Source organism: Endozoicomonas sp. ALB091 (genome assembly GCF_049310265.1).
Classification (GTDB): Bacteria; Pseudomonadota; Gammaproteobacteria; order Pseudomonadales; family Endozoicomonadaceae; genus Endozoicomonas.
Genome location: NZ_JBLYNQ010000007.1, coordinates 891,913 through 906,046, shown reverse-complemented (window position 1 = coordinate 906,046; position 14,134 = coordinate 891,913). Strand labels below are relative to the sequence as shown.

Below are 14,134 nucleotides of genomic sequence, written 5' to 3'. Positions count from 1 at the left end.
AGATAACTATAGGAATAGAACAGATAAGTCAGTGACGTTTAAGTAGTTAACCAAATGAAATCCTATTTTCTGAATAAGTGGACAGCCACTCCCGGCAACTGCTCCTGCGTTGTTCCTTGCATAGTAACTGCCCACTTAGCCAGAAACATACGATTCCATTTGGCCAACTACTTGATTTGTCTTTGTCGTGTAACCATTGCCGATTTCTAAACCGTTAATGGGGAGGAGATAATAGCCAGTGTAATAGTCATGGTAAGAACGGTTTGAATTACATCGACCTTTTTTTACTAAGAAAAGGCAGTTCTGTCCCTTTGCCTCCGCCAGGCTGTCAAGTCCCAGAATTATTTTCAAGAACTTTTACGTTGTTAATGTTGTCGAAAAATTGTAGCACGAAACAAACGCTGGCCAACTCAGAGTATTCAAGCATGATCAATCATCACTTGGCTGTCCGGCCAGATTTCCCCCAGTCTCTACCAGAAACCTCTGAAACATTGCCAACTGAGGCTTCGGTTAATTCTCTGTTGAGTACTCAGCAGTACCACCAGTTTGCCGGTAGCACTTTGAGAGAGCGAAACGTTGAATGCTCAGATCATTCGGAATCAGTAAAACGTGATGCTTCGAGAGATACAAGTGACACAGGGCCGATAATTTGGTGGTATCGATATCCTGAGGATCCATTCGAGGAGAGAGACGATATCTACAGATGGATTGCCAATGGGTCGAATGACAAAATTGTTGAACTGATAGATCAGGGGTTTAACCTGAACCAGCGCGATAGCTGCGATGAGCCACCGTTATTTTATGCTCTGAATTTCGGTTCTCTGGAAACAGTTTTGCTGTTACTGAAACATGGGGCGGACCCGAATTTATTCCGTGTTCGTCCCAGTTTTACATCCATGGGCAGTGGTGACTATAGTTTACGGGAGACCGACAAATTATCACGGTTGGTACTGCTGCTCAGTTATGGTGCCAAACTATTGGATGATAACAAAGCTTTCGGTGACATGTTTGAAGATAACCGGGTTTTCCGGCTTGCTGTCTATTACTTCTGGGGAAAATATTGTGAGGATCATGCTGGTCCCATACCCGAACCAAAATCGGTTGAAGAACTGAATCAGTTGGTTTTTAAGCTACCTGTTCTGCAAATCATGGCATATATTTCGTTGTTTAATGACGAACACGGGATCTTGCGCCGACCATCAGGCAACCTGCCCGCTAATTTACAGGAGTTTTTTGATTTTATTGGTGCCTGACTGTTGGCAGTGATATGGCATGGAGATTAACATTCAGGAATCTCCAGGGGTGGCCTGAACCTTCTCAGATGGGGGGGCAGAGTCATTAGACCACTTCATAAATAATGGTTCATGCCTCTTTTTTCTGAACTTTTTCATGTTTTTTAAATCTACATCGCCTTAATTGATCTGCTATTCAGAAGGCGAAATATTTTGGAATTTGGTGTTACAGCTAGAGTAATAGACTACCTGCGTCTGCCCGGTGATCATGTGCAGGATGCAAAACCAGCAGCAGTTTCTCTTCTTCGGGTGCGCTCAACAGATAATCTTCGTGGGGGAGAAGAAACCTGTAAAAAGTTGTTAGGCAGCAGATATTCCAGAGTTAAAAATGCCTACCCGGAAAGACGGGTTGCCAGGGAAGATTGCGCAGATGATTGTAAAGTCGAACCGCCACAATACCTTAGTGAAAAAGAATGTTTTACCTTGTCCCGATTGATCTGTGAGCGGTTAAGCAGTGAAGAAATTTTGGCAACAGGGAATGAAACATTTCTGAATTTCATAGATCAGGCTTTGCTTGATCTCAACTATCTTGATTCCTGGGTGGAGAAATTAATAGCGAACAAGAAAAAATTACCAAAACTGTTAGTCCGCTCATTCATTGGTAATATGATTGCGTGCCGATCATCTTATGCAATACTGGTCAGGGATTTGCTTACCTGTAAAAACTACTTTGAAAATAAAGTGTATGAGCAGGCAGGGCCGAAGGTCAGTGAGGGTTCAACACCCGATAAATATACTTCAAAGCAAGATGAGAGATGTTGTGTAGTTTATAAGCTGGCTTCAAGCTGGTCATATTTATTAAAGTACATGAGTCAATGCAATGAGGTAATGCCTGCCCCATCGTCAATCAGTGGTTTGGATTTACCGGATATGACGCACCCCTTTGATTTGAGAGAGCCCACACTGGGCTCCATCGCTGAGTTGAAAAGGAGACTGTCACAACTGAAGGGCTGCTGGCAGAAGCTTAACCAATGGTTATTGGCGTCACCAGCCAGGCTTTTTGTGAAAAAAGAGGACCACACTCACCATGTTATGTTGCGGGTTGATAGTCAATTTATTCCGGGAACGCTGGACTTGCAGGAATTAGTAGCCGGGGAAAAAACTGGCAGTGACCGGCGGGCAAAAGCGACAGAAAGTGCCCGGTGGCTGGTGCCTGAAAAGGTTTGGAGCTTTTCAGAGAAGGTTCCTTTAGCCGACGTTGCAGGCCAGGGTAGCCAAAGTGATTACGGTAATAAACCATTCGTTAATATAGAGCGTCCAGCAGCGTGCAGCTCAACCGGTAATACGAAATATGGTGTAGCATTAAAGTCCGCAGACTATCATTTGTATCAGCCGGTCATGAAGAAGCTGATGACTGACATTTGTGGAAGGAACATAAAAAGATTGAGCAGCTTGCAAGACAGGGTGCATTTTTTCCGGGATGACAGCAATGTTGAGCCACTGACAACGAATGAAAAAAAACTGCTGAAAGAGTTTGCTGAAGTGCTGGAGACTTCACGGATATGGTGGATAACTGAATCACCATCAGTGAGAAGTATTTTTGACCAGATTTTTCTGGCAGAAAAACATAAAAGCCCGCTGACAAAGGGCATGATGAGTGTGGTGACTAAATTGAAATCCCATGTCAAGCTGGGGCGTAGTCTTAGTAGTAATAAAGTTCTTGATAAACGACAGAAAGAATTTTTATCAGTGAGGCAGTTTTCACTGGGGGAGCGTGATTTAGGCCTGAAAACGTCTGAGCTGCCAAAGATAACGTTCACTCCTGGCAGTCCTGAACGTAAACCAAAAGTTTAATTATCCGGTGTTTACTTATGACTTATCCCACTTGGTCACCATTACCATCCACTTCACAACCTGTTGTCACAGCCGATCAATTACCGTTGTCGCCAGATCAGCAAGCCGCCTCTGCTGAAGTAGCCAGCTTTGACGCACGGCACGCTACCCTTGCATTATCTGAGCGTCTGCAATTGCAGCGGCAGGGGTATTCTGACCAGGATATCTGCGCCGCAGAAAAAACATTGCAGCAACGGTCAACCGAACCACTGACGGTAGATCGCATTCTTCAGGAGCTGACAGACAGACGTGTTGATATAACCAGCACACTGAACAGCCTTGATGCGGCAGTCGACAACACTCCCGGCACTAATGCCAAGCTCCGTCTGGCAGGTCAGGTTATGAATTTCGCCCAGTCACTTAAAAAACGTGTGGATTGCGAATTTAACCAACATTTCTCCGCTGCGTGGCCAGACCGGCAAAAAGTGGCTGAGATGGTCAGCCAGTGGCCAGAGTCGCTGAAGGAGTCAGCAATCTATATTCGCTATGGGTGGCCAGTTTTGAAAGTTGGCAGAGGTGTTGATATTTTGTGTGATTTCAGGTCTGCCATGCAGGTTTGCAACAGTCTTGACGATCAATACGATGGTCTTCATCCACAGGTTCACCCTGATCTTTGGGCATGTTTTGATCCCGGGGATTTCAAGGATTATTCTGATGATGACTTTCGACGTGCTTTCAAAGAGAGTGCCCCAAAGTATCAGGCCCTGATTAGAAATCTGCCGGCAGATTTTCCGGTAATCAGTCGCAACGCGTACCTGGATTATCCGGTCTTTTTCCGTCTGGTGAGGGAAATCTGGCTTGACGCAATACATACTCGCAATACCGGAACCATGGAGAGAATCAGTCATTTGATGGTGTCATTTACAGATCACATAAACCGCAACAGCCATCGCTTCGGCAGTTACAACAACCACATAAAAGCACTGGATGACCAGTTATCGTGTAGCTATTCAATGAAATATGAAGAGTTGTCCGTTTTATTATTTCTGCTGGCAACGCACCCCCGTAGATGGAATGAAAACTATAGTTCTGTTTCCCGGCGGTTGATCCATTATGCTTTATCTGATCAGGAAAGTAAGCTGAAGACATGCCCTGTTACATGGGGAGCAGATCTGACACAGCAACTGAGTATCTGCTATTGGGTAGAGTCAAAGTTGATTCCGGATACCATCATGACCAAGCGTTTTCTGAGTGATATTGTGCAGTATATTGATAAGGATAACCGTAGATTCGGTTCACGCAATCTCTCGGATCAAGTTTACTGGACAGAGAGTGGCAGGCCGGGAAGGTACTTTGATAAAGAAACGCATCAGCTGCTGTCACCCATCATCGCATCGGACCCGCAAACATTATATCCGATGGAGGAAACCAGACAGGTGCTCACTGATTTCTACAGTGGCATTATCGGGACGTCCGGTGCTACTCCAGCAAATGGTTGAAAAGCACACCAGCTTTAAGTAGCTAACCATATGAAATCGAATATTTCTGACTCCTTGTGCTGGCACTCTGCTTCGTTACAACTCCGGTCACATAGCTACGGCTATGCTCCCTCCGTTGTGCCTCGCATAGTACCAGCCCAAGTAGCCAGAAATATTCGATTCCATATGGCCAGCTACTTAATGCCTGACTCTTCACTGAATATTTTCACCACGTTCAGAAGGGCCAATCGTCTGTTCAGATGATAAACGGCATCGGATTAATAATCTGGAAAATAACAGCTTGAATCTTACCGTGACAGATCAACGTCGTTTGTTTCTGATCATTCCGGTCATTAAATTTATAATATTTTCGTCGTAAAAAAGCTCTCGGAATTTTTCTTTACCAGCAACAGCTATTTATATTGAATTATTGTTTATTCTTTTTCCCCAGGCTTTTTCCACCATTTACCAATACGGCTGTTTTATGAATCCCGTTGGCTGTTACTCTTATCCTGTATCTACTGATACTTCAGGGGCATTCAGTGATGATGAGTGTTCCATTTGCAAAGAGGATTTCCATGGCCGTAGTGTGGTACCCGTTATCGTCAAAACCAAATGCGGGCACAGGTTTGATCTGGACTGTATTTCGAGATGGCTCGGTTCCGGATTCGGGCAAGGGACCTGTTGCATTTGTCGCCAGGCAGTGTTACCGCTGGTACGGGAGGCCGGTGCCTGTGTTTATGAGGACTCACCCTTCTGCGAAGCCCTTCCACTGCAAGCCTGTCGTAATGGTGATGTCGAGAAATTAACCGCGCTTTTGAGGCTGGATCCCGGCATTGCCCGGAAAACGTTCAGGTCTGCTATTACAGGGCGGCCAGTTGATCTAATGATCGTCTCTGCCCAGAACAATAACGCCGCCTGCCTGAAAGCCCTGATGGCTGCGGGGGCGGATCCCAACACGGTCCGGTCTGCGGATGGTGCCACCCCTCTGTTAATCGCTGCCCAGGATAATGACACCGCCTGCCTGCAAGCCCTGATGGCTGGGGGGGCGGATATCAACGCCACCTTGGCTTCGGGTGCCACAGCACTGTTCATCGCTGCCTGTCACAATAGCATCGCTTGCCTGCGCCTCCTGATCACTGCCGGGGCGAAACTCAATGCCGCTCAGGGTCCGGAGGGTGCCACCCCGCTGTACATTGCTGCCCAGAAAAATAACATCGCCTGCCTGCAAGCCCTGATCACTGATGGGGCGGATCTCAATGCTGCCCTGAATACAGGTGTTACCCCGCTGTTCATCGCTGCCCAGAAGAATCACATCGCCTGCCTGCGAGCCCTGATTACTGCCGGGGCAGAGCTTGATGTCGCCAGAACTTCAGATGGTATCACCCCGTTGTTGATTGCTGCCCAGCAGAATAGCATCGCCTGCCTGAGAGCCCTGATCACCGCAGGGGCAAAGCTCAATGCCGCCATGACTTCGGGTGCCACCTCGCTATTCACCGCTGCCCAGCATAATTACATCGCCTGCCTGCAAGCCCTGATCGATGCCGGGGCCGATCTCAACGCCGCCCGGGCTTCGAATACCACACCGCTGTTTATCGCTGCCGAGAACAATCACATCACCTGCCTGCAAGCCCTGATCCTTGCCGGGGCGGATCTCAATGCCGCCCGGACTTCGGGGGCCACCCCACTGTTCATCGCTGTCCAGAAAAATAGCATCGCCTGTCTGCAAGCCCTGATCACTGCCGGGGCAGATTTCAACGCCGCCCTGAATTCGGGCACCACCCCGCTGTTCATTGCTGCCCAGGACAATCACATCGCCTGCCTGAAAGCCCTGATCACTGCCGGGGCGAAGCTGAACACCGCCCGAAATACCGATGGTGCTACCCCGCTGTACATTGCTGCCCAGCACAATAACGTCAACTGCCTGCTAGTCCTGCTCATTGCCGGGGCAGATCCCAACATTGCCTGCACGGATGATGGGGCGACCCCACTTTACATCGCGGCCCAGGACAATAACATCACCTGCCTGCAAGCCCTGATCTCAGGAGGGGCGGATCCCAACATTGCCTGCACGGATGATGGGAGTACTCCGCTGATGGTCGCTGCCGAGGCCAATCACATCGCCTGCCTGCAAGCCCTGATTGCGGCAGGGGCAGATCTCAACGCCCGGACTACGGATGGTGCCACTGCGCTCTCCATCGCTGCCGAAAACAATAATACCGCCTGCCTGCAAGCCCTGAGCGCAGCCCTGGCCAGGAAGGAAGACTGAGAGTAGGCTCCCGGAGGCAGCATCAAGCCAGCCTGTGTTCCCAACGCCTTTAAACAGTTGTTATTGCATTGAATTTTTTTGTTTATTGTTCATCTAACCCTGTCACTGATTAACACATGCGGGTGTTTGCTCTATGGATGTCACTCCCGATTATTCATCCTCCGTTCCCATGGAGGTCTCCGGGTCGTCGGATGAGGTTTCTGGTGCCAATGGACATGGGGCTTTTCATGGCCGTGACGCAGTACCCGTGTTCGTAAATACCCGGTGCGGGCACCGCTTTGACCTGGATCGTGTTTCCAGGGATTTTGCCAGAGAACTGGTCGGGACACGTAAGTGCGCGGCTTGTCAGAAGAATCCGATGCCTCTGGTGAATGAGCATACCGGTGAATATTACCGGGACGAACACTTCCCTGATCCGATATTTTTTTACGCCTGTATTCGTGGGGATCAGCCTTTGATTCGTTCCCGGTTGCTCCAGGGGGTTAATGTTAATGTCCCTATGGAGCATGACTTAACCGCCCTGATATGGGCATCCCAGAACGGGTGCCTTGAGGTCGCAAGGCTGCTGATCGACAGCGGTGCTGACGTCGATGCCGTTACGGACAAAGGCATCACAGCCCTGATGTCAGCATCCCTGATCGGAAGCCGGGAGATCGCCAACCTGCTGATCAACAACGGCGCTGACATCAATGCCGTTACCAACAAAGGCACCACTGCCCTGATGCTGGCAGCCGGCAGGGGGCACCGGGAGATCATCGTACTGCTGATGGACAGGGGAGCTGAGCTCAATGTCTGCCGGAGCAATGCCGACAATCTCAATGGCTGGACAGCCCTGATGTCGGCATCCGATAACGGGCACGTGGAGGCTGCCAGGCTAATGATCAATAGGGGGGCTAAGGTTAATGTCGTTATGGAAAATGGCTCCACAGCCTTGATGTTGGCATCCGGAAACGGGCATTGCGAGACCGCTGAGTTGCTGATCGACAATGGTTCCGAGGTCAATGCCGTTATGGATGATGGCTCAACAGCCCTGAAGCTGGCAGCCAATAACGGGTACAGTAAGGTTGCCAGGCTGCTGATCGGCAACGGCGCAGACGTCAATGCCTGTGCAGACAATGGCTTGACTGTCCTGATGTCGGCATCCCTGTACGGCAAGCCTGATGTCGCTGAACTGCTGATTGACCACGATGCTGAGGTCAATGCTGTCAGTGAAGATGGCTTGACTGCCCTGATGTTGGCATCCCGGTATGGGCATCTGGAGATTGCCCGGCTGCTGATCGGCAGGTTCGCTGATGTTAAAGCCAGGATGGATGATGGTACCAATGCCGTGATATTTGCAGCCAGGAACCGACATTGGGAGATCGTTAAACTGCTGGTCAACAGCGGTGCTGAGGTCAACGACAGTACGGACAATGGCTTGACTGTCCTGATGTCGGCATCCTGGTGCGGACAGTGGGAGGTCGCCGCGCTGCTGATCCACAAAGGTGCAGATGTCAGTGCCAGGGTGGATAATGGCTTGACTGCTCTGATGTCGGCATCCCAGAGTGGACACAGGGATGTCGCCGTGCTGTTGATTGGCAGCGGTGCTGATGTCAATGCCACTATGACAGATGGTTCCACTGCTTTGATGTTGGCAGCGGAGAGCGGGTGGAGTGAGGTCGCGGAGTTGTTGATCGAAAGTGGCGCTGAGGTCGATGCCGTAACTGACAATGGCTTGACTGCCCTGATGTCGGCATCGGAGAACGGGCAGCGGGAGGTCGCCAGGCTGTTGATTGTCAGGGGAGCTGAGGTTAATGCCAGTATGACTGATGGCATCAATGCCTTGATGTTGGCAGCCATGAAAGGGCAGTTGGGCACCACAGAACTGCTGATCAGCAGGGGTGCCGAAGTCAACGCCAGTAACGACGATGACTTAACAGCCCTGATGATTGCGGCCCGGAGCGGCTTCAGTGACATTGTCTGGTTGCTGATCGACAAGGGCGCGTCTGTCAATGTCTGTATGCCCGACGGTTTCACTTCTCTGATGTTGGCATCCCGGAATGGGCATCTGGAGGTTGCCCGGCTGCTGATTGCTAACAACTCTGAAATCGATGTTGCCATGGATGATGGTTCCACTGCCCTGATGTTTGCCTGCGAGAAAGGACACCGGGAGGTTGCCAGGTTGCTGATTGACCGGGGCGCTGACGTCAATGTCGTTATGGACACTGGCCTCACTGCCCTGATGTTTGCATCTCAGAATGGACACGTGGAGATTGTCAGGCTGTTGATCGACAGGGGGGCTGAGGTCGATGTTGTGTTAAAAAATGGTACCACCGCCCTTATGTTGGCGTCCCTGCACGGGCGGCGTGAGGTCGTCGAGCTGCTGATCGACATCGGCACTGAGGTCAATGTTGCCAGGAACGATGGTTTTACTGCCTTGATGTCGGCATGCGAGAGAGGCTATCGGGATGTTGCCGGGCTGTTGATCGACAGTGACGCCAAGGTCAATGTCCGCATGGGAAATGGTGCCACTGCCCTGATGTTTGCATCCCGGAATGGACACGTGGAGACTGTCAGGCTGTTGCTCGACAAGGGCGCTGAGCTCAATGCCAGTACCGACAATGGCGTCACTGCCCTGATTTTGGCAGCACAGAACAGGCAGCGGGAGGTTGTCGAACTGCTGATCAAAGTCTTGATACGGGAGGGGATAGGATAAAATACGATTTCATTCGGTCAGCTACTCGCCGGGCGACTCACCCTCATTTTCCTGCTCTTTAATTTCCTGTACCCAGCGGAATACTTCGGCAACGGGCTCAATCAGCTCGCCGGGAATAAAATCGGCAATGTTTAAATGAAACAGGGCATGCGCCAGTGGTACGTTTTCAAGAACAGGGATGCCTTCTTTTTCAGCAATTTTGATAATAAACCGGGCATGACCACCACGACCTTTAACCGTGACAACAGGCAGTGGCGTCTTACCCTGGCGGTACTGCAAACCAATGGCCAGATGGGTTGGATTTTTAATAACAACGTCTGATTTGCCGGTGTTTTCTGCCTGGTTGAGTATTTCCTGATGAATTTCCTTCCGCTTGCCTTTGATTTCCGGGCTACCTTCACTCTCTTTATGTTCCCGTTTGACCTCATCCTTGCTCATCCGGTTCTGCTTCATAAAGTTGTAGCGCTCAAACATATAGTCGAGAATGGCAATAATCACGAAAGCAACCATGGCGTAGAGCAGCAGCTTTTTTATCAGATGGGCAGCGACCGGTAATATGCATGAAGTGCCGCAATAGGGCATGTCAACCATATCGCCCACACTGCTGTAAATGACGTAATACACAACAAATGACAGAAACAGGATTTTGATCACCGACTTGAAAAACTCCATAAGGTTTTTCATGGCGAAAATCTTTTTCAACCCGCCAACCGGGCTGATTTTTCCAATATCCGGTTTAATACCTTCAGGCGCAAACAGCAGGCCAAATTGCATGACGTTGCCGATAATGGCAGAAAACATGGAGACGGCGACCAGGGGAATCAGCAGGTCCATGGTTAAACTGAGAATACCGTGGGTAACGATTTTGAAAGAGACTTCAAAGGGTTCGTTGTAGCTTAACGTGGGAAACACCACCATCTGCTTGATCTTGTCAATAAAGGTGTCACTCATGTACCAGAGCGTTGCCAGTACCGCGATAAGGTTAAAGGTGCCGGATACTTCTTTACTTTTGGCGACCTGGCCCTTTTGCCGTGCATCGCGGAGTTTTTTGGGGGTGGGCTGTTCGGTTTTTTCTGCACTCATTTCCAGATCACTCCCAATGATTCAAACATCTCAGGGATTCCCATCATGTGCTTTTGGGATAATTCCAGAATGGTTCCTATGTAAACCACCAGAATAGCAAGGGCAACACCGGATTTAATGGGCATGGCCAGGATGAACACGTTCAGCTGGGGAGCCGCCCGGCTGATCAGGGCAATGCCAAATTCGGTGATGAACATGCAGATGATGACCGGCGCGGAGAGCCACATGGACAGTTTGATAATCAGGTCAAACTGGCCAAGGAAAAACGTCACCGCTTCCTGATTGATCTTTGGGAAGTAGCTGAATACCGGCCAGACCTGGTAGGTGAGCATCATGCTTTCCAGCATCAATAGAAACAGCCCACTGGTCATGATCATGGCAATAAAGGCCTGGCTGAACAGGATGCCCATCGGGGAGGTTTCTGCGCCGGAAAACGGGTTGAGGGTACTGGCCATGGAAGCACCCCGCTGGTTATCAATAAAAAAACCGGCGGCTTCCATTGCCCAGAATGGGATCGCCAGGACGAAACCCATGATGGCACCGATAAAGACTTCTTTGATCACGATGCCACCGGTGTCGTAGATTGTCAGTGTTTCGTCGGGTTTGGTCTCAGACAGCATGGGGTGCATGAACAGCACCAGGCTCATGCAGATGCCGTTGCGAATCATGGACCCACCAAGGTTCCGCTTGTGCAGCATAGGCAGAACGGTAAACATGGCAACGATGCGAGGCATCCCCATTGACAGGATGTAAAACCACTCTTTCAGATCATCAATGGGCAGGATCATGGTCAGAGCCTTTCGAACATATCCATCACGGCCACTGAGAAGTTATAAACCTCGATACCCATCCAGCGGGATGTCAGGAAGATACTGATAATGACCGCGACCAGTTTGAAGGCAAATGGCAGTGTCTGTTCCTGAATCTGGGTCAGTGCCTGAATCAAACTGATCAGCAGGCCAACCGCCGATGCCGCGATGATAGGAGGCATGGACAGTAACAGTGTCAGCCAGAGTGCCTGGGCTGTGAGTGTCAGTATATGCGGGTCATGCATAACTTAGCACCAGTCCGTGGATTAGCCGGGTCCAGCCATCCAGCAGTACGAACAGCAAGAGCTTGAAGGGCAGGGATATGGTCATGGGTGACACCATCATCATACCCATAGCGAGAAGGATGTTAGAGACGATCAGGTCAATAACGATAAACGGCAAATAGAGCAGAAAGCCAATCTCGAACGCCTTGGTCAGTTCCGTGATACAGTAGGACGGCATCAGAACCACCAGGTCATCTGCGCTCAGTTGTGCCTGATACGCCTTTGGCCACAATATTCTTGCGGTTTTCAGAAAGAAGTTTCTTTCCCGCTCCGTGGTATTTTTTTTCAGGAAGTCCCGATAGGGGGCTATCAGCAGTTCGATGTTATTCATCAGCTCTCTACTGTCTTCACCCTGAAAGCTGATGTTCTCCTCTTGCGCGATATCCCATGCCTCAAAACCTACCGGTGCCATGATGTAAAGTGTCAGGATAATGGCCAGGGCATTCATGGCAATATTGGGAGGAATCTGCTGCAGACCGGTAGCGTTTCTGAGAATGGAAAATACCACCACCAGTTTCAGGAAGGATGTACCCATCACCGCAAGAAAGGGCACCAGCGCCATCAGCGCCAGTGGGATCATCAGATAAAATGGACTGGTGAGAGTAATTGCGCCGCTTTCCATAGTCGCCTTTTCCAGTCTCAGAGTATGAACAAGAGACTTTATTGTTTAGGTAGTCAGTCAGTCGACAATTCTGGTAATACGTGCACCCAGTCGATTATTTATTTGTACCAGCTGGCACTCGGCAATCAATTTGCCGCCGGCACGAACCTTAACCGGTTGTTCGATGGGACGATCCAGCTCAAACACATGGCCAGGCTGAAGAGACTGGACTTCCTGTGCGGTGAACTGCTGTCGCCCCACTTCGAATACCAGGTCAATCTCAATATCTGACAGGTCGATAGGCTCCTGTTCATGATGCATTTGATCGTCTTCCATTGAGTCCATCCTGTGCTTGATGGTGATGTGAGAACCCTCTGCTTCCCCGATGAAAGCCGTATCCGGGTTCACTCTGATAATCAGCTGCTGCCCGGTGACGTGGTAATTAAAAAATACAATGTCACCGACACCCAGGGCGCTGGTTTCCTCTTTAGACAGTTTTGCCCGTCCAAGTTCAAGACCTGCCCAGATAGGTATATCGGTGGATTGCTCCCGGATATGAGTGGGCAGCAGTTTGAGCAGCTCAAAAACAATGGGCGTGCTTTCCAGGTAAATGGGGTACTGCGTACCGCCTATCCGGATATTCATCGCCAGTTCTGCACGCTTTGATTTATCTTTATTCGGTGCCAGGTCAGTAAACTGGATGGCAATACCAAGCCCCTGCATCAGATGCTCCAGCAGGGTTTGCAGCCTGTTTCCCAGAGCGGCCAGCATCAAGTCTTTTGGCAGTTTCAGCAGTATCTTGCTGTTCAGATTGTCCGGCATGATCAGGTCAATGAAGGCACTGCCGGTGTACAGAGAAACGGGCTGGTGATTGATTTCCAGCTGCATGCAGATAGCAGGCATGGTTTCCGGGGCAATACTGCCCAGGGATATGTCCCACCTGTCCTCATTAACCGGCAGTGCAAGCTCTGTCTGGCGGTTGCTGAGGATTTGGCCAAGCAGCAGCTGCGACGGTGAGACAGAGGGTAGATCAAGAGTTTCTGCTGCCATGGTTCAACCTATGCCCGGTCGTTTCTGGAAGAGTTCTGGTCGTTATCATCTTCTGCCGCATACTGGTTACGGGAGCGACCATCACTGTCCTGGTTATCGCCGCCTGACATATTGATATTTACCTGAACCTTGTCGTTGGAGAATCGCTCAGCCAGCATTTTCTGCAGGTTGGCTTCATGCTGGGCCAGAAAATTTCCGGCTTCTGCTGATGTGGTGTTCATGGTGACTGTCAACTCGCCACCGTGTCTCTGGATTCTGATCTCGGTACCCGGCAGCACATTGTCTTTCAGGGAAATGCGAACCTCTGCCCCATTCACCGCATCCTTGGCAGACACCTGTATTTGATCGGCCATCTTCTGAAGTGCAGCTTCAACTTCTTTCACGCTGCTGGCCTGCTGGATCTCACGAATCTGGGTCTGAAGCTGGGTATCGGCTTTAATTGGGTTCTGGGCGTTATTGACCATGACCTGCTCAGAGGCGTCTTCGCGGGTATTCTTGAACATATTCTCATTGTTTTTCTCTTCCTGAGAACCTTCGCGAGAACCTTTTTCCTGGCGTCCCCTGATGGCATTCTTAGAGTTTTTGTTCCGCTCGGCCAGCAGGCTTTCCAGACTTTCCAGGCTTTGCTCCTTATCGCCACCCGTTTTTTTCTCTTTGCCACGCTTTTCTTTTGCCATGCGATCCGCAAAGTCGTTAGCCTGCTTATCGGATACATTGCGACTTTGCTGGTTAGCATCATTCTGTTGCGGGGGTGGAGTTGGCTGAGTGTTGGTTTGATTCACGCCGTGTGTTGACATGAT

General features: G+C 50.0%; 11 protein-coding genes. 5 read left to right on the top strand and 6 right to left on the bottom strand.

Going from position 1 to position 14,134, the window contains the following annotated elements; all coding sequences use genetic code 11:
• The first annotated feature begins 263 nt into the window (after positions 1–263).
• From ACO6UX_RS15785 to ACO6UX_RS15765, 5 genes are all read left to right on the top strand, one after another.
• On the top strand, positions 264–1,253 hold the full coding sequence (locus tag ACO6UX_RS15785; RefSeq protein ID WP_422449175.1) for an ankyrin repeat domain-containing protein: 990 nt from the start codon (positions 264–266) through the stop codon (positions 1,251–1,253).
• Positions 1,254–1,445: 192 nt separating this feature from the next.
• Positions 1,446–3,086, top strand: coding sequence for a hypothetical protein (locus tag ACO6UX_RS15780; RefSeq protein ID WP_422449173.1), 1,641 nt, complete (start codon positions 1,446–1,448; stop codon positions 3,084–3,086).
• A gap of 17 nt (positions 3,087–3,103) precedes the next feature.
• Entirely contained in the window at positions 3,104–4,564 is a 1,461-nt protein-coding gene (locus ACO6UX_RS15775) for a hypothetical protein (RefSeq protein WP_422449171.1), read from the top strand.
• A gap of 463 nt (positions 4,565–5,027) precedes the next feature.
• Positions 5,028–6,812, top strand: coding sequence for an ankyrin repeat domain-containing protein (locus tag ACO6UX_RS15770; protein WP_422449169.1), 1,785 nt, complete (start codon positions 5,028–5,030; stop codon positions 6,810–6,812).
• A 133-nt stretch (positions 6,813–6,945) separates the two neighbouring features.
• Positions 6,946–9,507 (top strand): ankyrin repeat domain-containing protein, encoded by a 2,562-nt coding sequence (locus ACO6UX_RS15765; RefSeq protein ID WP_422449167.1) that lies wholly within the window; start codon positions 6,946–6,948, stop codon positions 9,505–9,507.
• Positions 9,508–9,528: 21 nt separating this feature from the next.
• Here the strand turns inward: ACO6UX_RS15765 and sctU are convergent, their stop codons facing one another.
• The 6 genes from sctU to ACO6UX_RS15735 are packed head-to-tail and all read right to left on the bottom strand — an operon-like array spanning position 9,529 to position 14,131.
• On the bottom strand, positions 9,529–10,590 hold the full coding sequence (gene sctU / locus ACO6UX_RS15760) for a type III secretion system export apparatus subunit SctU (protein ID WP_101748638.1): 1,062 nt from the start codon (positions 10,588–10,590) through the stop codon (positions 9,529–9,531).
• Complete coding sequence (gene sctT, locus ACO6UX_RS15755; RefSeq protein WP_101748639.1) at positions 10,587–11,378, bottom strand: type III secretion system export apparatus subunit SctT; 792 nt, start codon at positions 11,376–11,378, stop codon at positions 10,587–10,589. Before sctT ends, sctU begins: the two co-directional genes overlap by 4 nt.
• Before the next feature lie 2 nt (positions 11,379–11,380).
• Entirely contained in the window at positions 11,381–11,644 is a 264-nt protein-coding gene (sctS, locus tag ACO6UX_RS15750) for a type III secretion system export apparatus subunit SctS (RefSeq protein WP_101748640.1), read from the bottom strand.
• A complete protein-coding gene (sctR, locus tag ACO6UX_RS15745; RefSeq protein WP_101748641.1) occupies positions 11,637–12,305 on the bottom strand; it encodes a type III secretion system export apparatus subunit SctR in 669 nt (222 codons plus the stop codon). The genes sctS and sctR overlap by 8 nt, the downstream gene beginning before the upstream one ends.
• Before the next feature lie 57 nt (positions 12,306–12,362).
• Complete coding sequence (gene sctQ / locus ACO6UX_RS15740) at positions 12,363–13,334, bottom strand: type III secretion system cytoplasmic ring protein SctQ (RefSeq protein WP_422449164.1); 972 nt, start codon at positions 13,332–13,334, stop codon at positions 12,363–12,365.
• Between the two features lie 8 nt (positions 13,335–13,342).
• A complete protein-coding gene (locus tag ACO6UX_RS15735) occupies positions 13,343–14,131 on the bottom strand; it encodes a type III secretion HpaP family protein (protein WP_422449162.1) in 789 nt (262 codons plus the stop codon).
• Between the last annotated feature and the right edge of the window lie 3 nt (positions 14,132–14,134).